General features: G+C 71.7%; 16 protein-coding genes. 7 read left to right on the forward strand and 9 right to left on the reverse strand.

The features are described from left to right. The first annotated feature begins 51 nt into the window (after positions 1-51). Complete coding sequence (locus ACZ5KV_RS06910) at positions 52-1,350, forward strand: cytochrome ubiquinol oxidase subunit I (protein ID WP_464241609.1); 1,299 nt, start codon at positions 52-54, stop codon at positions 1,348-1,350. A gap of 59 nt (positions 1,351-1,409) precedes the next feature. Continuing rightward, the gene (gene cydB / locus ACZ5KV_RS06915; protein ID WP_464241610.1) at positions 1,410-2,438 is read left to right on the forward strand and encodes a cytochrome d ubiquinol oxidase subunit II; all 1,029 of its coding nucleotides are present in this window, start codon (positions 1,410-1,412) and stop codon (positions 2,436-2,438) included. Positions 2,439-2,816: 378 nt separating this feature from the next. Here cydB and ACZ5KV_RS06920 read toward each other — a convergent pair whose 3' ends face one another. From ACZ5KV_RS06920 to ACZ5KV_RS06930, 3 genes are read right to left on the reverse strand one after another with little or no spacing between them, the layout of a single operon-like run. Then, positions 2,817-3,479: a LutC/YkgG family protein gene (locus tag ACZ5KV_RS06920; protein WP_464241611.1), complete on the reverse strand. Its 663-nt coding sequence runs from the start codon at positions 3,477-3,479 to the stop codon at positions 2,817-2,819. After that, complete coding sequence (locus ACZ5KV_RS06925) at positions 3,472-4,935, reverse strand: LutB/LldF family L-lactate oxidation iron-sulfur protein (RefSeq protein ID WP_464241612.1); 1,464 nt, start codon at positions 4,933-4,935, stop codon at positions 3,472-3,474. Before ACZ5KV_RS06925 ends, ACZ5KV_RS06920 begins: the two co-directional genes overlap by 8 nt. Continuing rightward, complete coding sequence (locus tag ACZ5KV_RS06930; protein WP_464241613.1) at positions 4,932-5,660, reverse strand: (Fe-S)-binding protein; 729 nt, start codon at positions 5,658-5,660, stop codon at positions 4,932-4,934. The genes ACZ5KV_RS06925 and ACZ5KV_RS06930 overlap by 4 nt, the downstream gene beginning before the upstream one ends. Before the next feature lie 215 nt (positions 5,661-5,875). Here ACZ5KV_RS06930 and ACZ5KV_RS06935 point away from each other — a divergent pair, with 215 nt between their 5' ends. Then, positions 5,876-8,308: a methyl-accepting chemotaxis protein gene (locus tag ACZ5KV_RS06935; RefSeq protein ID WP_464241614.1), complete on the forward strand. Its 2,433-nt coding sequence runs from the start codon at positions 5,876-5,878 to the stop codon at positions 8,306-8,308. A gap of 171 nt (positions 8,309-8,479) precedes the next feature. Then, positions 8,480-8,869, forward strand: a complete 390-nt coding sequence (locus tag ACZ5KV_RS06940) for a hypothetical protein (protein WP_464241615.1) — start codon at positions 8,480-8,482, stop codon at positions 8,867-8,869. 34 nt (positions 8,870-8,903) lie between these two features. Here ACZ5KV_RS06940 and ACZ5KV_RS06945 read toward each other — a convergent pair whose 3' ends face one another. The 5 genes from ACZ5KV_RS06945 to ACZ5KV_RS06965 form a co-directional block, all read right to left on the reverse strand. Continuing rightward, positions 8,904-11,213 carry a type IA DNA topoisomerase gene (locus ACZ5KV_RS06945; RefSeq protein ID WP_464241616.1) on the reverse strand — a complete coding sequence of 770 codons (2,310 nt, stop codon included), beginning with the start codon at positions 11,211-11,213 and terminating at the stop codon, positions 8,904-8,906. A 166-nt stretch (positions 11,214-11,379) separates the two neighbouring features. Beyond that, on the reverse strand, positions 11,380-11,859 hold the full coding sequence (locus tag ACZ5KV_RS06950) for a tail fiber assembly protein (RefSeq protein WP_464241617.1): 480 nt from the start codon (positions 11,857-11,859) through the stop codon (positions 11,380-11,382). Positions 11,860-11,868: 9 nt separating this feature from the next. Then, positions 11,869-12,573 (reverse strand): phage tail protein, encoded by a 705-nt coding sequence (locus tag ACZ5KV_RS06955; protein ID WP_464241618.1) that lies wholly within the window; start codon positions 12,571-12,573, stop codon positions 11,869-11,871. A gap of 18 nt (positions 12,574-12,591) precedes the next feature. Continuing rightward, positions 12,592-13,455, reverse strand: a complete 864-nt coding sequence (locus tag ACZ5KV_RS06960; protein ID WP_464241619.1) for a hypothetical protein — start codon at positions 13,453-13,455, stop codon at positions 12,592-12,594. 514 nt (positions 13,456-13,969) lie between these two features. Further along, positions 13,970-14,110 carry a hypothetical protein gene (locus ACZ5KV_RS06965; protein WP_291497278.1) on the reverse strand — a complete coding sequence of 47 codons (141 nt, stop codon included), beginning with the start codon at positions 14,108-14,110 and terminating at the stop codon, positions 13,970-13,972. A gap of 85 nt (positions 14,111-14,195) precedes the next feature. Here ACZ5KV_RS06965 and rlmD point away from each other — a divergent pair, with 85 nt between their 5' ends. Beyond that, positions 14,196-15,563, forward strand: a complete 1,368-nt coding sequence (rlmD, locus tag ACZ5KV_RS06970; RefSeq protein WP_464241620.1) for a 23S rRNA (uracil(1939)-C(5))-methyltransferase RlmD — start codon at positions 14,196-14,198, stop codon at positions 15,561-15,563. A 969-nt stretch (positions 15,564-16,532) separates the two neighbouring features. Here the strand turns inward: rlmD and ACZ5KV_RS06975 are convergent. Continuing rightward, positions 16,533-17,123 (reverse strand): GDSL-type esterase/lipase family protein, encoded by a 591-nt coding sequence (locus tag ACZ5KV_RS06975; protein WP_464241621.1) that lies wholly within the window; start codon positions 17,121-17,123, stop codon positions 16,533-16,535. A 340-nt stretch (positions 17,124-17,463) separates the two neighbouring features. Between ACZ5KV_RS06975 and trpB the strand changes: the two genes are divergently transcribed. Further along, a complete protein-coding gene (gene trpB / locus ACZ5KV_RS06980; RefSeq protein ID WP_464241622.1) occupies positions 17,464-18,678 on the forward strand; it encodes a tryptophan synthase subunit beta in 1,215 nt (404 codons plus the stop codon). 158 nt (positions 18,679-18,836) lie between these two features. Next, positions 18,837-20,147 (forward strand): HD domain-containing phosphohydrolase, encoded by a 1,311-nt coding sequence (locus ACZ5KV_RS06985; protein ID WP_464241623.1) that lies wholly within the window; start codon positions 18,837-18,839, stop codon positions 20,145-20,147. Positions 20,148-20,207 lie beyond the last annotated feature (60 nt).

Raw genomic sequence — 20,207 nt, forward strand, 5'->3', positions numbered from 1 at the left:
CCCGTGCCCGGCCAGATAAGTCCCGCAACTTTTTTCCGGCGGAGGTGTCCCATGGACGCACTGCTTCTCTCCAGGCTCCAGTTCGCGGCGGCGACGATGTTCCACTTCATCTTCGTGCCGCTGACCCTGGGGCTCGTCATCCTCGTGGCCATCATGGAGACCAAATACGTCACCAGCGGCGACGAGACGTACAAGCGCATGGCCAAATTCTGGGGCAAGCTGTTCCTCATCAACTTCGCCCTGGGCGTGGTCACGGGCATCACGCTGGAGTTCCAGTTCGGCACCAACTGGTCGCGCTATTCGGCCTACGTGGGCGACATTTTCGGCTCGCTGCTGGCCATCGAGGCCACGGTGGCCTTCTTCCTGGAGTCGACCTTCATCGCCGTGTGGGTCTTCGGCTGGGAAAAGCTCTCGCCCAAACTGCACGCGGCCTGCATCTGGATCGTGGCCATCGCCGCCAACACCTCGGCCCTGTGGATTCTGCTGGCCAACGGCTTCATGCAGAACCCGGTGGGCTACGTGCTGCGCAACGGCCGCGCGGAACTGGCGGACTTCTTCGACGTTATCACCAACCCCTTCGGGTGGAACCAGTTCCTGCACGTGATCCCCGGCGCGCTGACCCTGGGCGGGTTCTTCATCATGGGCATCTCGGCCTGGCACCTGCTGCGCCGCAGCAACGTGGACTTCTTCACCAAGTCCTTCCGCGTGGGCATGTGGGCCGCGCTGATCTTCTCGGTGCTCACCGCCCTTCAGGGCCACATGCACGGCAACGGGGTGGCCGCGGTGCAGCCCGTGAAGCTCGCGGCCATGGAGTCCCACTGGGAGACCCAGGCCAACGCGCCCATGTACCTGCTGCAGATCCCCAACTTCGGCGGCGAGGGCAACCTCGTGGAGGCCCTGCCGGTGCCCGGGCTGCTCTCCTTCCTGGCCTACAACGACCCGAACGCCGTGGTCATGGGCCTGAACGACGTGCCCGCGCAGGACCGGCCGCCGGTGGCCCTGACCTTCCTGGCCTTCCGGGCCATGGTCGGGCTGGGCACGCTGTTCATCGGCCTTGCGGCCCTGGGCTGGCTGTTCCGCAACCGGCTGGCGCAGGTGCCCTGGCTGCTCAAGGCGCTGGTCTACGCCATCCCCCTGCCCTATCTGGCGCACCAGGCCGGGTGGATCGTGGCCGAGGTCGGGCGCCAGCCGTGGATCGTCTACGGACTGATGCGCACCTCCGAGGGCGTCTCGCCCATCGCGGCCTCGCAGGTGGCGATGTCGCTGGTGGCGCTGACGCTCATGTACCTGCTGCTGGGCGCGGTGGATATCTTCCTGCTCTTCAAGTACGCCCGCAAGGGGCCCGCGTGAGGCCCCGCCCCGCGTAATCGAGGCAACCGGATCAACCGCAACCAACGAGGGATGCGACCATGATTCTCGAAACCATATGGTTCCTGTTGTGGGGCTTGCTGTGGGCCATCTACTTCATGCTCGACGGCTTCGACCTGGGCATGGGGACGCTGCTGCCCTTCATCGCCAAAAACGAGGCCGAGCGCCGGACCATCTACAACGCCGCCGGACCCTTCTGGGACGGCAACGAAGTGTGGCTGATCACGGCGGGCGGCGTGACCTTCGCGGCCTTCCCGGGAGCGTACGCCGTGCTGTTCTCGGGCATGTACGCGGCGCTGTTCCTGCTGCTCTTCGCGCTGATCCTGCGCGGGGTGTCCTTCGAGTTCCGCTCCAAGGTGGACTCCGAGGCCTGGCGCAAGGTGTGGGACGCCTGCCACTTCGTGGGCTCCTTCGCCCCGGCGCTGCTGCTCGGCGTGGCCTTCGCCAACATCTTCCGGGGCATCCCCATCGACGCCCAGGGCGTGAACCAGGAAGGCCTGCTGCAACTGCTGAACCCCTACGGCCTGCTGGGCGGGGTGGTCTTCGTGGTCCTGTTCGTGCAGCACGGGGCCATCTGGCTGGCCATCAGGAGCCAGGGCGCCCTGCATGACCGCGCCCGGGCCACGGCCATCAAGACCTGGCCCATCGCCGTGGTCGGCACGGTGCTCTTCCTGGCCTACACCGCCGTGGACACCATGCTGTTCAACAACTACCTGGAAAACCCGCTGCTGCTGGCCATCCTGGCCGGCACGGTGGCCGGCCTGGTGGGCATCCGCCCGGCCCTGGGCGCGGGCAAGATGGTCCGCGCCTGGGTCGGCAGCGCGGTGTTCATCGTGGGCGTGACGCTGTTCGGCGTGGTCGGGCTGTTCCCGGCGCTGCTGCCCTCCAGCCTGAACCCCGGCTGGTCCATGACCATCTACAACGCGGCCTCCAGCCCGCTGACGCTGAAGATCATGCTCGGCGTGGCCCTGGTCATGGTGCCCATCGTCATCGCCTACCAGTTCTGGGTCTACCGGACCTTCTCGCACAAGATCACCGACGAGCACCTGGACTACGAGGAAGCCTACTAGGCCGCACCGGCATCCAACACAAAAACGGCCTCCCCCGCCACGCGAGGGAGGCCGTTTTCCGTCCGGCCAGCCTGCCCCGGGGCTGCATCAACCCCCAAAAACGCTCTATCTCTCCACCCCGCACCAGCCCCCGCGACCAGTCCCTCCCCTCTTTCTGCTGCCTGCCCCTCTGCTTTCCCCGCAGGAGTCCTTCCTGGCTCCGCCCTGCCCCTCGCAAACCCGAAACCCGCCCGTGAGGGCGGATTTTGGAGGGGAGAGGGGGGGAGCGCGCGAAAGAGGGGGCGGGGGAGACTTTCGGCGCCGGAAAAAGTCGCCCCCGCCCCCCTCTTTCGCCGCCTTTCTTCCCGGCATCCTGCCGCGTCCGGTGTCAGGCGGCCGCTACTCCCCGGCCACGGCCACGACCACCACGCGCACGGGGCCGTGGACACCTTTGACCACGACCATTTCGATGTCGCCGGTGGAGCTGGGGCCGGTGATGGCGTGCAGGGCCGAAGGCGGACGGCCTTGGGCGTCGGCCAGGGAGCGCAGCAGGGGCGCGAGGTTGGCGATGCCGGGCACGGTACGCCCCGGAGGCACCACGGCGAGATGCGTTTCGGGCAACAGGGAGGTGCTGCGCGGGGTGTCGGCCCCGGCGGCCACGAGGATGGAGCCGGACTCGGCCAGCAGCCCCAGGGCGGAGGTGATGCCGATGTCGGCGCGGGCCAGGTCGCGGATGGCATCCTCGCGGGCGGGGATGATTTCCACGCCCCGGGTGGCGCACAGGGCGGGCAGGCCCAGGGGCGCGAGGTCGGGGTGGTTCCAGAAAGTCGCGCTGCGCACGCCCAGTTCGCGCAGCAGGTCGGCCACGGCTGCGCGGGCGGCGGCCCAGTCGGCCACGGGCAGCAGACGGATGCCGCAGCGGGCGCAGGCGGCGGCCAGGGCCTCGGGAGCGTCGGGGCCGAAGGCCGCGGCGGCCTGGGTACGGGGCGCGGGGCCCGGGTCGGGGCAATCTGTGAGGGCCACGCGCAGGGCCATGAGGGTTTCGCTGCGGGCGTCAGCCATTGGAGTCCTCCAGGGAGCGGCGCAGGGTGCCCCAGCGGGCCGAGAACGGCGCACGCAGGCGCGGGGGGCGGCGGCTGCGGGCCCACAGGGTGATGGCCGTGCCCACGCCGGGCATGCACCGGGCCAGGCGCAGCTCGGGGTCCAGCGTGCGGGCGGCGGCGGCGGCGGCGCGCCACAGGCCGGGGCGCGAGGCCAACCGGGCGAAGGCGGCGGCGGCGCGGGCGCCCAGGGGCGCCAGGGTGGCGGTGTCCGGGCTGGCGGCGGCGCGGCGGCGCAGCTCCAGCAACAGGGTCGGGTGGTCGATACGCACGGGGCAGACCGAGGCGCAGGCGCCGCAGGTGGTGCAGGCAAAAGGCAGCTCGGCCAGGGTCGCGGCCTCGGGCGCCCCCTGCGCGCGGGCCAGCAGCGGCGCCAGCAGCGAGCCCATGGGCCCGCAGTAGGCCGAGCCGTAGCTGTGCCCGCCCACGTGGGCGTAGACCGGGCAGACGTTGATGCACGCGCCGCAGCGCACGCAGGCCAACACGTCGCGCATGGCGGCGTCGGCCATGAGGCCCGAGCGCCCGTTGTCCAGCAGCACGAGATGGAAGGCGCGGGCGCCGTCGGCCTCGCCGGGGCGGCGCGGGCCGGAAATGACCGAGGTGTACGACGACAGGGTCTGCCCGGTGCAACTGCGCGGCAGAACGGCCAGCAGGGCGGCCATGTCGTCCAGGGTGGCCACGACCTTCTCGATGCTCATCACCGCCACGTGGACGCGCGGCAGGGTGGTGCTCATGCGGATGTTGCCCTCGTTCTCCACGAGGACGACGCTGCCGGTTTCGGCCACGGCCATGTTGGCGCCGGTGATGCCCATGTCCGCCGCCAGGAAGCGCGCGCGCAGGGCCCGGCGGGCCATGAGGGTCAGTTCGGGGATGTCGTCGGACAGGGGCTCGTCCAGGTGCTCGTGGAACAGCTCGGAGACCTCGCGGCGGTTCTTGTGCATGGCCGGGGCCACGATGTGCGAGGGCTTCTCGCCCGCGAGCTGGACGATCCATTCGCCCAGGTCGGTCTCCACGGCCTCCACGCCCCGGGCGGCCAGGGCGGCGTTCAGGCCCGTCTCCTCGGTGACCATGGACTTGCCCTTGACGACCAGCCGCACGCCCTCGGCGGCGGCGATATCCGCCACGATTCCGTTGGCCTCGGCGCCGGTGCGCGCCCAGTGGACGTGCCCGCCCATGGCGACGACGTTGTGCTCCAGGCGCTCCAGGAGCACGGGCAGGGAGCGCAGGCAGCGGCGGCGGACCTCGGCGGCGCGGTCGCGCAGGGCCTCGAACTCGGCCTCTGGCAGCAGGGCCAGCCCCCGGGCGCGGTTGCCGCGAAACACGGCCACGGCGCTCTTCAGCGTGGCGCGCAGGCGCTGGTCCGCCAGGGCGGCAGCGGCGGCGGCGCGAAAGGGTGTTTGCGGCGTATGGGCGGTCATGGCGCCTCCGAGGCCAGAATCTGGGCGATGTGCAGGGCGGGCAGATCGACTCCGCGCTTTTGCAGGCCGCCGCGCAGGTGCAGCAGGCAACTCGGCTCGGCGGCGGTGATGGCCGTGGGCCCGGCGGCCATGAGCGCGGCGAGCTTGTCGTCCAGCAGTGCGGCGGACACGGCCTCGAACTGCACGGCAAAAGGCCCGCCGAAGCCGCAGCACTGGTCGGCGTCGGCCGCCTCGGCCAGGGTCAGGCCCTCCACGGCGCGCAGCAGGGCCAGCGGCTCGGCGCGCACGCCCAGAGCCCGCCCCACCTGACAGGAATCGTGATAGGCCACGCGGCCGGAAAAGCGCGCGCCCAGGTCCGTGACGCCCAGGCGGCGGACGAGGAACTCGGTCAGCTCGAAGGTCCGCGCTCCCAGGGCCAGGGCCTCGGCATGGGCGGCGGGGTCGTCGGCCAGAAGAGCCGGGTAGACCGTGCGGACCATGTGCACGCACGAGCCCGAGGGTGCGACCACGGCCTCGGCACCCGCGAACAGGCGCAAAAAGCGCAAGGCCAGGGCCCGGGCCTGGTCGCCGTGGCCGGACTTGTACAGCGGCTGGCCGCAGCAGGTCTGGCCCCGGGGGCAATCCACCCGGGCGCCCGCGCGGGCCAGCACGCGCGCGGCGGCCTCGCCGGCCTCGGGCATGAACTGCTCCACGAGGCAGGGAATGAAAAGATGCACGTGTGTCATTGGCGCTCCAAGGCCCGGGAGTATGAACTCTTTGGGCCTCAAGTCAACGCCCGCAAGCGGCCCCCGGGGCGCAGGGCGTGGCGAAACGGCGACGAAAAAGCCTTGTCCGCCAGCGCCGTCACGCAATCGTCACCGCATCTTCACCGGGAATCCGCCACCCGGAGGCTACGCAGGACGAGGTCGCAAGGCCGCCATCGCCCCCCAAAGGAGCCCCCATGACCCTGAAGATGAAACTCATGGCCTTCAGCCTGCTTCTGTGCCTGGTGCCCGTGGCCACGGTCGGCCTGTTCAGCGTACACATGGCCGCCCGGGCCCTGGACGACGCCTCGCGCCAGCAATTGACCTCGGTGCGCGACGCGCGGCTGCACGAACTGGAGGCCCTGCTCGCGCGCTACGAGCACGAGGCCGCCATCTACGCGGGGGTCAAGGAGGTCTACAACGCCCTGGGCATGCTGCGCGACCATGCCTGGGGCGCGGCCAAAGCCGGGGTGCGCATGGACGTGGCCGACCCGGCCTTCGTGGACCTGCTGGACTACGTGGGCGGCGCGTTCGCGCCCTTCGTGGAGGTGCTCGGCTTCGAGGACGCGCTGCTCATCGCCGACGACGGGCGCGTGCTCTACAGCCACGCCCGGGGGCGCGACCTGGGCGAGGACGTGAAGCAGGGCGCCCTGCTGGCGGACTCGAACCTGGCCCGGGCCTGGGCCGGAGCCATGGCCGGGCGGACCGTGCTGGTGGACGCCGCGCCCTACCCGGCCCTGGACGGCCACCCGGCCATGTTCGTGGCCGCGCCCGTGCGCTCGCACATCGGCGAAATCCAGGGCGCAGCGGTATTGCGCCTGCCCCTGGAGGCCCTAGGCGCCGTCATGGCCGCCGGGCGCGAAGGCATGGGCGCCAGCGGCGAAACCTACCTCGTGGGGCCCGACGGACTGATGCGCTCGGCCTCGCGCCTGGACCCCGAGGGCCGCAGCGTGGCCGCCAGCTTCGCCGCGCCGGACCGGGGCCGCGTGGACACCGAAGCCGTGCGCGAGGCCCTGGCGGGCACGGCGGACACACGGATTATCGACGGCTACCAGGGCCGCCCGGTGCTCTCGGCCTTCGCGCCCCTCGGCGCCGGGGGCCTGGGCTGGGCCGTTGTGGCCGAAATGGGCACGGGCGAAGCCTTCGCGGCGGTACGCACCCTGCGCTGGGCGGCGGTGGCGGCGGGGCTGGCCATCTCCCTGCTGGCCGGGGCGGGGTCGCTGTGGTTCGTGCGCGTGGAAATCCTGCGGCCCCTGGAAGCCGTGGGCCGGTTCCTGGACCGCGTGGGTCAGGGCGACTTCGGCGCCGCGCTGCGCGGGCGCTTCCGGGCCGAGATGGCCACCCTGGCCGACGGCGTGCGGGCCATGTTCACCGAGGTCAAGAAGAAGCTCGGCTTCGCCCAGGGCGTGCTGGCCGGGGTGGCCCTGCCCTGCCTGGTGCTCGACCGCGAGGGACGCATCACCTTTGCCAACGAGCGGCTGCTGCGCCTTTTGGGCAAGCCGGGCAGGCCGGACGAGTATCTGGACATATGCGTCAGTGAATTCTTCCACGGCGAGTCGGAGCGCGAAACCACGTCCCTGGCGGCGCTGCGCGAGCAGGCGCGCCTGGAACGCGAAGTGGAGCTGCCCGCCGCCGGGGGCCGGACGGTGACCGTGAGCGTCAGCGCCACGCCGGTCTACGACCTGGACGGCGCCCTGCTCGGCGTGTTTTCCCTGTATTTCGACCTGACGCCCATCCGCGAGCAGGAGCGCGCCGCCCTGGAACAGGGCGAACGCATGACGCGCACGGCCCGCGACGCCGGAGACATCGCCGCCGGGGTTTCCGAGGCGGCCACGGAGCTGCTGCGCCAGGTGCGCGAGGCCGAGGACGGCGCCCGGCGCCAGAACGAACGGACCATGGTCACGGCGGCCAGCATGCAGCAGATGAGCGCCACCACCGGCGATGTGGCCAAAAACGCGGGCGCCGCCGCCCAGGGCGCGGACGCCGCCCGGGCCAAGGCCCTGGAAGGCGACACCGCCGTGGGCCGGGTCATCGCGTCCATCGAGCAGGTCCGCGAACGCACGCGGACCCTGGACGCCGACATGCACGAGCTGGGGCAGCGCGCCGGGAACATCGGCCACGTCATCACCGTCATCGAGGACATCGCCGATCAGACCAACCTGCTGGCGCTGAACGCCGCCATCGAGGCCGCCCGGGCGGGCGACGCGGGCCGGGGCTTCGCCGTTGTCGCCGACGAGGTGCGCAAGCTGGCCGAGAAGACCATGAGCGCCACCCGCGAGGTCACCGCCGCCGTGGACGGCATCCAGAAAGGCACCGCCGAGAGCGCCCGGGCCACGCGCGAGGCCTTCGCGGCCGTGGGCGAGAGCACGGACCTGGCGCGCCATTCCGGCCAGGCCCTGCGCGAGATCGTGGCCCTCATCGAGGGCACGGCGCGCCAGGTGCAGGCCATTGCCGCCGCCAGCGAGGAGCAGGCCGCCTCCGGCGAGGAAATCAGCCGCGCCGTGGAGGACGTGAGCGCCATCGCCCGGGACACCCTGGAGGAAATGGCCGACAGCGCGCGCATCATCAGCGGGCTCGAGGAGCAGGCCCGCAGGCTGCACGAACTGGTCCGGCGCATCCAGGAGGCCTAGAAAGCCGCGGCGCCACGATGCCGCCAGGGCAGGGCCGGCCCCGTCCGGGCGCGGGGCCGCATCCCGCCCCCCGCCCGGCGAGAATACAGGAATTCCCCTATTTCACGAGGGAATGGGTCGGGCTATAGCATGGCGATACCGCGTCGCCAGCCAGGCGACGGAACACGCGCCATGCTCCGCACAACCGTCCTGCCCCTCCTGGCCGCCGCGCTGGTGGTCCTGTTTCCGGCTCCACCCGCGTCCTGCGGCAGCCTGACCCTGCGCAACGATTCCCCCGACGCCAGCTACTGCGTGACCTTCGACCTGTGGGACGCCAGCGGCCCCGGGCGGTCCAGCCTGACCTGCGCCCCCGGCCAAGCCCAGACCTTCCAGGCCCCGCCCCTGCGGGCCATCGGCAAGCTCGCGGTCTACCGCCTGCCCGAGGGCGCGACCTGCGACCATCCGCCGACCATCCCCGAGGCCCGGCACGACCCGGGCGTGCTCCTGCCCACGCGCGACTACACCGTGCGCGTGCTGCCCGGCGGGCAGGTGCGCATCCTGAACCGTCAGGACACGCGCTGACCCCGGGCGGCCCGTCCGCCCTCCGGCACTGCGGTCAATCGTTGAAATCCAGCTCCACCCGTCCGCCGGTCAGGCGCAGGTTCGCATTGAAGGGCTTGCCCGCGCGCGAAACGAAGCGCGTGCGCCGGAAGGTGCGGCCCTTGGCGAGCAGGTCGCGCACCAGGGCCGCGCGGACCTCGCCGCCGAACAGCCGCCGGGGGATGGCGAACTCGCATTCGCCCGTGGCCCGCGCCACGCACTCGAAGGCCCCGGCGCGCTCGACCACGTCGCGCCCGCACAGCGGGCAGGGCCCCAGCGGCTCGGCGGGCCCATCGGCCGGGCGAGCCGCTTCCTCCAAAGGGAGGCCGTCGCGGTCCATCGCCGCAGGCGCGGCGGCGGCGGGCCGGGGCGCCCCGGAAACCCCGGACGGGACCGCGCCCGCTGCCGACGGCGCGAACGACGCCGCCCGCGCGGGTGCCGCGCTCCGAGGCGGGCCCGGGGCGGCGTCCAGGGGAAAACCGTCCTGGTCCAGCCCGGTGCCGAAAAGCTGGGCGTGGGGCACCAGGGGCGCGTCGCGCACGGCGTCCACGCCCTGGCGCACGGCCTCGCGGATGTCCTGCATGAAGGCCGGATAGGTGTCGCGGCCCTGCTCGATATCCGCCAAGCGCTTTTCCCACTCCCCGGTCAATTCCGGGGAGACCATCTGCGGCAGGTGGCCCTCCACCAGCTCCACCGCGTGGCGGCCCGCGTCGGTGGCCACGAGCTTCTTGCCGTCGCGGGCCACGTACTTGCGCCCGACCAGGGTTTCAATGATCTGGGCCCGGGTGGCCGGGGTGCCCAGGCCGCGTTCCTTCATGGCCTCACGCAACTCGCCGTCCTCCACCAGCTTGCCCGCCGTTTCCATGGCGCCGAGCAGGGTGGCGTCGGTGAAATGCGCCGGGGGTTTGGTCTGGTGGGCCTTGGCTTCCAGGGCCCGGGCGGCCACGGCCTGCCCCTTGCGCAGCCGGGGCAGGGGGTTGTCCGCCGCCGCGCGCCAGGGCTCGGCGGTCAGCCAGCCCAGGTCCTTGAACACCTTGCCCGTGGCCTTGAAACGCTGCCCGGCCACCTCGACCCACACGGTGGAGGCCGCGAATTTGGCCGGGGCCATGAACGCCGCGCAGAAGCGGCGGCAGATCATCTCGTAGATGTTCCACTCGTCGGCGGACAGGGCCTCGCGTTTGGCCCGGGCGGCGGTGGGAATGATGGCGTGGTGGTCGGTGACCTTGGCGTCGTTCACGCATTCGAAGCGCCGCCCCCCGGCCTTCACGGCCTCGGCGGCGGCCTGGGCCTCGGCGGGGAAATGGGCATACACCGCGCGCAGGGGCTCCAGTATCTCGGCGAACAGCTCGCGGGTCAGGTGCCGGGAGTCGGTACGCGGATAGGTGATCAGCTTGCGCCGCTCGTAAAGCGCCTGGGCGACGGCCAGGGTATCCTTGGCCGAAAGGCCCAGGCGCGCGTTGGCCTCGCGCTGGAGGGTGGTCAGGTCGAAAGGCAGGGGCGGCTTCTGCTGGCGCGCGGCGCTCTCCACCGCGAGCACCGTGCCCTCGCGCCCGGCGCAGCCCTCCACCACGGCCTCGGCAGCGTCGCGCCGGTCGATGCGCGTTTCCTTATAGTCCGGCGGGGCGTGCCAAGTGGCGGCGAAGCTTTCCCCGCCGTGGGCCAGGGTGGCCTCCACGGTCCAGTAATCGCGCGGGGTGAAGTGCTCGATCTCGCGGCGGCGGTCCACCAGCAGCTTGAGCACCGGGGTCTGCACGCGGCCCACGGTGATCAGCGAGCCGTCCTTCAGGGTGAACAGCCGCGAGTAGTTCATGCCCACCAGCCAGTCGGCCTCGGCGCGGGCAAAGGCCGCCAGCCCCAGGTTGCGCTTGCGCTCGGCGGGCTCGGTGCCCGCCAGGGCCTTTTTCAGGCCCTGCTCGGTCATGTCGCTGGCCCACAGGCGGCGTACGGGCTTGTCGCACCCGGCGAGCATGGCGATGCGCCGGAAGATCAGTTCGCCCTCGCGCCCGGCGTCGGTGGCGTTGATGATCGCCGTCACGTCCTCGCGCAGCATGAGCCCGCGAACGATCTCGTACTGCCGGGCCGACTCGGGCAGCACGGCCAGCCGGAAGCGCGCGGGGATCATAGGCAGCATGCGCATGTGCCAGCGCCCGGCCCAGGCGGCGTCCTGGTCGCCGGGTTCGGCGATGCCGATGAGATGGCCCACGGCCCAGGTGACCACGTAGCCCGGGCCGGAAATACTGCCCGAGCCGCGCCCCGGCAAGCCCAGGACCTTGGCGATCTCGCGGCCCACGGAGGGCTTCTCGGCTACGACGAGGGTGACGGACATGGCAGGCCCCTGTCTACCAGGGGACGGCCCCGGGGGGAAGGGGCCCGGGCCCGGCGCAGATCGCCGGGCCCGGGACGGGAGTCAACCCGAAGGAAGGACGGAAGGGGCGGGACGGGAAGGGGCATCGGGAACGACGCCCCGGCGGGGGGAAAGAATGCGCGCCGCCTCAGCCCAGGGGCGCGGCGGGCCAGCCCGCCGCCCCCGGGAAGCCCGGCTGCTGGGGCACGTCGCGCAGGGCCTGGCGGTAGGCGGCCCAGGTTGCACGCTGGGCGTCGGTGAGCGGCGCGTCGGGCAGTTGCGTCCAGTCGCAGGCGGCCAGCAGTGCATCACGCTCGGCCCGCGCGACGGCAGCCAGTTCCCCGGGGGTCGGCTCGGGGGCCGTGTCGCTCCAGCCGCCGGGCAGGGGGCCGAGGGCGGTGACGACGGCGGGCTGGCCGTCCACCCAGCCCTGGCGGCCCCGATGGTCCTCCGCCAGGGTCCAGGCGTCTCCGGGCCAGACGGCGACGTGCCCCGTGGGGCTGGCGGGCGGGGCCACGGTGGTGGCATGGGCCGGAATGAGCCATTTGCCGGGTTCCAGCGGGTTCGGGTCGGCCACGCCGCTGCCGAGATATTCGCCCGTTGCCGGGTGGTAATGATAGGTTTCCATGCGCTTCTCCTATGCCTTGATAATCCAGTCGATGCCGTAGGCCTTACCCCGGGTTTCCGTATCCACCCGGGGTGCGCCGTAACCAGCGTTGATGAAATTGCTCAGGATGGCACCGCCCATGGCTCCTCCGGCGGTCATGTGATAAAATCCGTTGTTGGTGGAGTTGGTCGCGCCCCCGGAAGAAGCGTTCGCACCGTGCCAGTGCCCCTGGAAGGCGTCGGCCTGATACACGCCAAAGCTCGTCGGGCCGCCCAGGCCGCGCGCACGGTCCAGGCCGCGCAACGTGACGCCCCGGAAGTCCGGCAGGTTGAAGGTCGTGCTGCCGTCGCCCGCGCCGTAGGTGGTTCCGATGACGGCGAACAGGTTCCCCCAGACCGCGCGGTCCACCTCGGCCCCGTTGCAGCGGGCAAACCCGGCGGGCAGGGCGGCGGCGGGCCAGGGCAGGACGGCGCCCGTGGGAACTCCGGACAGCCCGGAAATCTGGTCTGCGCTGAGGCCGGTAAGCTGGCCGCCGTCCAGGGCGGGCAGGCGGCCCGATGCGTCGAGCTGCACCACGTTGCCGGGGGCGGTGCCCAGGTCGGCCGTGGTCAATGGGGAGGCCTGGGTCAGGTCCTTGCCGTTGAAGGCGCAGGCCCACAGGGCGCCCCACTGGCGTTGCGGCCTGCCGAGGCCGCCTTCGCCGTGGGCGCGGGGGCAGATGGTCGCGGTGGTCATGAATCCTCCTGTGCCCGGCTAAAGGGCGGGAATGATGTCGCCGTCCAGATCCTGCTCGAACAGGAAGCCCCGCCCCACGGTGACGCGCACCCAGGCCGGGGAATCCGGCGGCTCCTGGCCCAGGCTGGGCGCCACGGCGCGATAGGAATGCCCGTCGCGCCAGGCGACCACGGTGGGGTAGTCGTAGGCCGCGGCGGCGTCCCAGGCGGGAGCGGCGGCGGCAAAGGCCAGGGTCGCGTGCTCCTCGGCCAGCAGCCTGGCGGCCTCGCTGCGCGCGGCGTCGCCCTGAGCCTGCCCGGCGACCGTCTCGGCACGCAGGGTGGCCGCCGCCGTGAGCACCGCGGCGTCTTCGGCACGGCGGGCGGCGCCGAGGGCCGCCCCTTCGCTGGCCAGGGCGCCGTCGCGCGCGGCCAGAGCCACGTCGCGGGCGGCCAGCAGAGCGGCGGGGCCCATGGCCTGCATGGCCTCAGGGTCCGCCACGGCGTACTTCACGCAGCGGCCCAACTCCTCCTTGAGTTGCAGGGCGATGCGCGTCAGCTTGTCGTGGGCCTTTTCGATCTCCGTGGTGTCGATGACATCCATGTTGTTCCAGGCGCGCTCCTGGGTCAGGGGCACGTCGCTGTACAGGGTCAGGGTCTGGCCCGCTGCCGGAGCCGTGAGCATCTCCAGGGTGCCGCCGCCGGACTCCCCCGCGCCGCGCAGGGTATAGTCCCGCCCCAGTTCCAACAGGGTGTCCTGCACCTCCGCCGGGGCGCCCGGGGCCGGGCTGCGCAGCACGGCCCGCACGTGGGCGTCCTCCAGAAAGGCGAACTGCGTGGGGAACTCGCGGCCCACGCCGTTGCCCTCGTAGCGGGCCTTGATGACTTGCGATTCCACTGTCACTGTGATTCCTCCTTGGCTGGTTGCGCCGCACGCGATCGGGCCGGGCCCGCCGGGGCAGGCCGCAGACCTAGCACCGCCGTCCCGGGCCCGGGTGCCAGATGTGCCGCCTGGCCTCCGCCGAGGAGGATAAACACGTAACCAACTGGTAGAGGAGGAGATTATATTTCAGCAGGCAAGAGGATGAATTGTTTTCATCGATTCAATCTATCGAGAGAATCAATTCAAACCTGCCCCCGGGCGGGAAAAGGCCGGAAACCGGAAGAGAAATACCGCACGGATCACGACCCCGCGACGCGACGAGGCCCCGACGCGCAACCGTCGAGCGAGATGCCGCACCAGATGCGCACCGACGACGCCCGCCCCAGGTGGTACGGACATCCGGGCGCCCCGGCGCAAAACGCAAAAAAGCCAACGCGACGGGACGCACCCGCGCGTTGGCTCCGCATCCGGACGAAATGGGGACTTTTTCCTTGACCGCCGCCGCCAGTGAGGTACACCGGCGGACCCGGACGGATTAGTGGCCGCCGTGCTGCTTGATGCGGTACAGGGCCGTGCCGACGATGACCGCCATGTAAATGAAGATCAGGGACACGCCCAGGTAGCCCTGGGGGCTGCTGTGCAGCATGTTCTTGGCGAGTTCGAAAACGACGCTCATGGCATGGCTCCTTCGTTGGCGTTGGAATCCCCAAATTGTCTGAAACCATGAAAATGTCAAGGGCTGCGGCCCCGGAAAACAGCCGATGAGCGAAAAATTTCACAAAGACGCGGAACTGGAATTGACCGTGGACAAGATGGCCTTCGGCGGCCAGGGCCTGGCCCGGGTGGACGGCTTCGTGGTTTTCGTGGACGGCGCCCTGCCCGGCAGCCGCGTGCTGGCCCGCGTGACCAAGCCGGGCAAGCGCTTTGCCCAGGCCCAGGCCGTGCGCGTGCTCGACCCCGGGCCCCACGCCGTGGAGCCCTTCTGCCCGCATTTCGGCAAATGCGGCGGCTGCCTGTTCCAGGACCTGGACTACCCCGAGCAGTTGCGCTGCAAGACCGGGCACGTGGCCGACGCCCTGGCCCGCCTGGGCGGCGCGCGCCACTGCACGGTGCGCCCGGCCCTGCCCTCGCCCGCCGTGCGCCAGTTCCGCAACAAGATGGAGTTCGCCTTCTCCGGCGCCGGGGAGCGCTTGGCCCTGGGGCTGCACCGCCGGGCCTCGGCGGCGCTGGTCAACGTGGAGCACTGCGCCCTGCTGGCCGAGCCGTGCATGGACGTGCTGCGCCACGCACGGGATTTCTGCCGCCAGGTGGGCGTTCCGGCCTACGACGCGCGCTCCCGGCGCGGGGTCTGGCGCTTCCTGGTGCTGCGCCGCTCCGAGGCCACGGGGCGGCTGCTGGCCCATGTCATCACCGGGCCGGGGCCCGACGGCGGCGCCGCGCGCGCCCTGTGCGAAGACCTGCTGGCGGCCTTTCCGACCCTGGCCGGGGCTGTACATTCCGTGCGCACGAACAACACCGCCGTGGCCCAGGGCGAGCGCCAGGTGGCGGCCCACGGCCAGCCGTGGCTGGAGGAACGCCTGCTGGGGCTGACCTTCCGCATCTCGCCCGACGCGTTCTTCCAGACCAACACGCCCGGGGCCGAAGTGCTTTACGGCGCGGCGCTGGAACTGGCCGGGCTCACGGGCGCCGAGGCCGTGCTCGACCTCTACTGCGGGGTGGGCGGTCTGGCCCTGGCCGCCGCCGGGCGCGCCGCGCGCATCACGGGCATCGAAATCCACGCCCCGGCAGTGGCGGACGCCCAGGGCAACGCCGCACGCAACGGCCTGGAAAACTGCACCTTCCTGGCCGGAGACGCCGCCGCGCTGCTGGCCGGGCTGGACCATGTGCCCGACGTGGCCTTCGTGGACCCGCCGCGCGCAGGCATGACCCCGCAGGCCGTGGCGGCCCTGGCGGCCCTGGGGCCGCGCCGGATGGTCTACGTGTCCTGCAACCCCGCGACCCTGGCCCGCGACGCCGCGTTGCTGGCCGAGGGCGGCTACGCCCTGACGGAAGCCCGGCCCGTGGACCTCTTTCCGCACAGCCCGCACATCGAATGCGCGGCGCTGCTGGAACGGGGCGGGGCGGTCTGAACGGCGCCCGCCGCCTGAAAGAGCCGCCGGACCTGTCGGGAAAACTGCGCGACGCAGAATCCGAAAGCGAGGGAAGCCCGGGCTGCCGGACGGACAGGCACGAAGCCGCGCCCGGCCGGAGCCTCTGGGTCGGGCACCCCGCTGTCCGCAACCGGACCGGACAGCCGGGACGCGAAGAGAAAAGCAGCGCGAAATCCCGCCCCCCCACCCGGCTGGATGGTTGAAATGATGCGCGTTCCGGTGTAAGTGAAATTTTCCTCAACCAACCAAGGAGCGCGACATGGACTTCCTGTTCTTCATTCTCGGCCTCTTCCTGGTGGGCTGCTGCCTGTTCTACATCAAGCAGTCCTGGAAGAACGGCGAGTACTAGGCCCGCAGGTCCGGCATCCGGGGGCCTGCGCGGCGGTCCGCCGGGCGGGTGATCGCCCGGGGCTCCTCCGCCGACCTGGCGCCCCGGCCGCAGGCAGACCGACACCGTACAGGCGGGACAGAACCTTTCCGCCTCCGCGGCCGCTCCCCGGAGCCGCCGCCCGCCGTCCGGCCCGGAGGCCAGGGCGCATTGGCGCGCGGGTTCGGGGTTGTCTTTACGGGCCAGTACGCGGCACCCCCCCCGGCCCCCCCTGTCCGCCACCCCGAGGCGCACCCTGGCGCTGCTCCAGCCCGATTGCAGCGCGCACCCGCAACGCTGCCGGGTCGGCTTTGGCGGCAGCAAACGGAGACGCGTCTCCCGCGCCGCTGCCGCACTCCGATTTCAAATCCACAGGCCAAGGCAAAAAAACGGGCCGGACTTTTCCTTCCGGCCCGCGCAAGGCAAAAAACAGCCTGAAATTTTCCTTACGCCCCTGTGAAGATGCGGTGCGCACCCCCACGCCAGCCACGATCTTCACACGACCCGGTGCCCCGCCTCCCGCCGGGACCGCAAGGGAAACACCGGAAACCACCGCGATCTCCGCACGGTCCCAGCGCCCCCTACACCATCACCCACTCCTGCCAGGCGGGCCAGTCGGCCACATGGGCGGCCATTTCGGCGTAGCCCGCGCTGGCGGGGTGTATGCCGTCGTTGGCGGCCACGTCGGCCAGATAGGCGCCCGAAGACACCAGCCGCCCGAACATGTCGAAGTAGCCCACGCCCCTGCGGGCGCAGACCGTGCCCAGCTCGCGGTTGATCTCGCGGATGCGCGCCGTCAGTTCGCCCGAGGCCACGGGCGGCGGGCCGACCACGAGCACCTCGTGGGCCTCCAGGGCCTCGCCGAGCAGGGTGTCGGCGTTGGCGACCGTCTCCGCCAGGGGCAGGTTGCGGCGCCCGTCGCGCTCCACGGCGTCGGCCACGCCGAAGGAGAACACCAGCCGCGTGGCGGCCCCGGGCAGGGCGCGGCGACCGCTCTCCTCGCGCCAGCGGGCCAGGATGTCGGCGCTGGAGTGGCGCCGCACACCCAGATTGTAGTACGTCAGGGCCCGGCCCCGGGTCAGGGCCTGCACGCAGACGCGCCCGGCCCAGCCCAGGCAGGCCGCGTCGCCCGTGCCCAGGGTCAGGGAATCACCGAAAAAGCAGATGACCATGGCATCCTCCTGCTCCGGGGTATAGCCCCCGGCCGCCGCGGCCGCAACCCGGGCCCGGCCGCGACCTGCGCCGCAGCGGCAGCCCGGGAGCCGCACCCCGCGCGCCATCCCGGGCACTCTTGACAACCCCGCCCCCGCCCGCTATGGCACTGCTCCATGCGCAACACCGCCAGCCAGACCGCCCTTTCGGGCCAGTGGTGGTGGCTCTGGTAACAGAGCCGCGCGTGTTGCGTTTGGATCAACGGACAAAAGACAACCAAATCACACCCATCGACCGCGGCAGACCCACCGGCCGCGGTTTTTCTTTGCTCCGCCGCCGGTGGCGGCCCCGCAAAGGAGCATGACCATGACCACGACCCCCGACGCCAAGGGCTTTTTCGGCGACCACGGCGGCAGCTTCCTGCCCCCGGCGCTCGTTCCCGTCATGGAGGAGCTGACCCGGGCCTTCGAGCGCTACCGCGACGACCCCGAGTTCATCCGCGAATACGAGTACTATCAGCGCCACTTCACGGGCCGCCCCTCGCCGCTGTACTTCTGCGCCAACCTGACCCGCCGCCTGGGCGGGGCCAAAATCTACCTGAAGCGCGAGGACCTGAACCACCTGGGCGCCCACAAGGTCAACAACACCGTCGGCCAGATCCTGCTCGCCAAACGTATGGGCAAGAAGCGCATCATCGCCGAGACCGGCGCGGGCCAGCACGGCGTGGCCACCGCCGCCACCGCCGCGCTCATGGGCATGGAGTGCACCATCCACATGGGCGCCGAGGACATCGAGCGCCAGAAGCTGAACGTCTTCCGCATGGAGATGATGGGCGCGCGCGTGGTTCCCGCCATGAGCGGCCAGCGGACCCTCAAGGAAGCCGTGGACGAAGCCCTGGCCGCCTGGGTGCAGGACGCCGAAAACACTTACTACCTGCTGGGTTCCGCCGTGGGGCCGCACCCCTACCCGCTGATGGTCCGCCAGTTCCAGTCCGTCATCGGCCGCGAGGCCCGCGAGCAGATTCTCGAGCTGGAAGGCCGCCTGCCGCACACGGTCATCGCCTGCGTGGGCGGCGGCTCCAACGCCATCGGCCTGTTCTCGGCCTTCCTGGACGACGCCGGAGTGGCCATCCAGGGCGTGGAACCCTCGGGGCGCGGGCTGACCCCCGGCGACCACGCCGCGACCCTGACCCTGGGCACCCCCGGCGTGCTGCACGGCTTCCGCTCCTACGTGCTCCAGGACGAGCACGGCGAGCCCGCCCCGGTCTATTCCATCTCCGCCGGGCTGGACTACCCCAGCGTGGGCCCCGAGCACAGCCACCTGAAGGACATCGGCCGCGCCGAGTACGTCACCGCCAGCGACGCCGACGCCGTGGAGGCCTTCTTCGCCCTGTCGCGCACCGAGGGCATCATTCCGGCCCTGGAATCGGCCCACGCCCTGGCCCAGGCCATGCGCCTGGCGCCGACCCTGCCCGCCGAGGCCATCGTCCTGGTCAATCTCTCGGGCCGCGGCGACAAAGACGTGGCCCAGATCGAGCGCATGCTGCGCGCCGGGGAGATCAGCGCCCCGGCCTGACGCCGGTTTGCCAGCGCCGGGCGGGCCCTGCGCCCGCCCGGCGCTGCGGCGGCACGATTTTTCCCCTGCACGTCTTTACTCCTTCCTCTTCGGTATAATATACTTCCGCCCTGGCGCCTCCCACACTCCGACACGCCCTACCCACAGCCGCAATGCCCATGACGTACCCCACACACTCCTCCGAATGCGCCTGCCGCGCGGCCGCCGTCGCACCCGGCCGGGTGTCCCTGTTCGAACTGGTGGGCGGCCTGTCCGCCGCCCTGGACCTCATCAGCCCCCAGGTGGTGGACCACCACCTGCGCGTCGGCTTCCTGGCCGGGAGCCTGGCCCGGCACGCGGGCCTGCCCGGGGCCGACACGGCCCGGGTGGTCTTTGCCGGGCTGCTGCACGACGTGGGCGCCTTCTCCCTGCAAACCCGGCTGGAAACCCTGGCCTTCGAAACCGACAGCGTGGAACACGCCGCCATCGGCAGCGCGCTGCTGCACCGCTTCGCGCCCTTCGCCGGGGTGGCGGGCGTGGTCCGCTGGCACCACCAGCGCTTCGACGAAGCCGGGCTGGCCGACGCCGACCCGCACACCCTGCGCCTGGCCGGACTGGTGCACATCGCCGACCGCCTGGACATCCTGCTGCGCCACGCGGGCCCGGCCTGCCCGGAGCCCGGCGCCCTGCGCCGCCGCCTGGAGCACGGCGCGGGCGGCATGTTCGACCCCCGGGCCGTGGAAGCCCTGGCCGACCTGCTGTGCACCACGCCCCTGGCCGAGGAGGCCGCCCGGCCCGCGCAGCACCTGCGCGAGGTCCTGCGAGCCATGGCCGCCCCGCGCGACATCCTGCTCGACGCCCCGGCCCTGGTCGATTTCTCCGGGCTGGTGGCCCAGGTCATCGACTTCCGCAGCCGCTTCACGGCCACGCATTCGCGCGGCGTGGCCGCGACCTGCCGCACCCTGGGCGCCCTGGCGGGCATGGGCTCCGCCGAAGCCGAAATGCTCTATGTGGCGGGCAACCTGCACGACATCGGCAAGCTCGCCGTGCCCCGGCGCCTGCTGGAGAAAAAAGACCCCCTGACCGACGAGGAATTCACGGCCATCAAGCTGCACGCCGCCCATTCCGACGCCATCCTGACGCGCATCCCCGGGCTGGAGCCCGCCGGAATATGGGCCGCGCGGCACCATGAGCGCCTGGACGGCTGCGGCTACCCCCACGGCCTGGACGCCGGGGCCCTGGACACCGGCGCGCGCGTGCTGGCCGTGGCCGACGTGTTCACCGCACTTACCGAGGACCGGCCCTACCGCGCGGGCATGACCCGGCCCCAGGCCGCCGGGGTCCTCGGGGCCATGGCCGGGCGCCGCGCCCTGGACCCGGCCCTGGTGGCCATGCTCCTGGACAACTACGACGAGGCCGACGCCGTGCGCGTCCAGGCCCAGGAACTGGCCCGCAAGGATTTCCTGGCCTTTTCCGCCCCCCGGCCCTAGGCCCGCAACCCGCCCCGGCCGCCATTGCCCTGGCCGGGCAAACGCGCTACCCTGGCCCGG

The organism is Desulfocurvus thunnarius, assembly GCF_055390965.1.

What these genes read in the sequence shown, in the direction of transcription:
- ACZ5KV_RS06910 (WP_464241609.1), top strand. Translation starts at nt 52, where the DNA reads ATGGACGCACTGCTTCTCTCCAGGCTCCAGTTCGCGGCGGCGACGATG.
- cydB (WP_464241610.1), top strand. Translation starts at nt 1,410, where the DNA reads ATGATTCTCGAAACCATATGGTTCCTGTTGTGGGGCTTGCTGTGGGCC.
- ACZ5KV_RS06920 (WP_464241611.1), bottom strand. Translation starts at nt 3,479, where the DNA reads ATGGCTGACGCCCGCAGCGAAACCCTCATGGCCCTGCGCGTGGCCCTC.
- ACZ5KV_RS06925 (WP_464241612.1), bottom strand. Translation starts at nt 4,935, where the DNA reads ATGACCGCCCATACGCCGCAAACACCCTTTCGCGCCGCCGCCGCTGCC.
- ACZ5KV_RS06930 (WP_464241613.1), bottom strand. Translation starts at nt 5,660, where the DNA reads ATGACACACGTGCATCTTTTCATTCCCTGCCTCGTGGAGCAGTTCATG.
- ACZ5KV_RS06935 (WP_464241614.1), top strand. Translation starts at nt 5,876, where the DNA reads ATGACCCTGAAGATGAAACTCATGGCCTTCAGCCTGCTTCTGTGCCTG.
- ACZ5KV_RS06940 (WP_464241615.1), top strand. Translation starts at nt 8,480, where the DNA reads ATGCTCCGCACAACCGTCCTGCCCCTCCTGGCCGCCGCGCTGGTGGTC.
- ACZ5KV_RS06945 (WP_464241616.1), bottom strand. Translation starts at nt 11,213, where the DNA reads ATGTCCGTCACCCTCGTCGTAGCCGAGAAGCCCTCCGTGGGCCGCGAG.
- ACZ5KV_RS06950 (WP_464241617.1), bottom strand. Translation starts at nt 11,859, where the DNA reads ATGGAAACCTATCATTACCACCCGGCAACGGGCGAATATCTCGGCAGC.
- ACZ5KV_RS06955 (WP_464241618.1), bottom strand. Translation starts at nt 12,573, where the DNA reads ATGACCACCGCGACCATCTGCCCCCGCGCCCACGGCGAAGGCGGCCTC.
- ACZ5KV_RS06965 (WP_291497278.1), bottom strand. Translation starts at nt 14,110, where the DNA reads ATGAGCGTCGTTTTCGAACTCGCCAAGAACATGCTGCACAGCAGCCCC.
- rlmD (WP_464241620.1), top strand. Translation starts at nt 14,196, where the DNA reads ATGAGCGAAAAATTTCACAAAGACGCGGAACTGGAATTGACCGTGGAC.
- ACZ5KV_RS06975 (WP_464241621.1), bottom strand. Translation starts at nt 17,123, where the DNA reads ATGGTCATCTGCTTTTTCGGTGATTCCCTGACCCTGGGCACGGGCGAC.
- trpB (WP_464241622.1), top strand. Translation starts at nt 17,464, where the DNA reads ATGACCATGACCACGACCCCCGACGCCAAGGGCTTTTTCGGCGACCAC.
- ACZ5KV_RS06985 (WP_464241623.1), top strand. Translation starts at nt 18,837, where the DNA reads ATGACGTACCCCACACACTCCTCCGAATGCGCCTGCCGCGCGGCCGCC.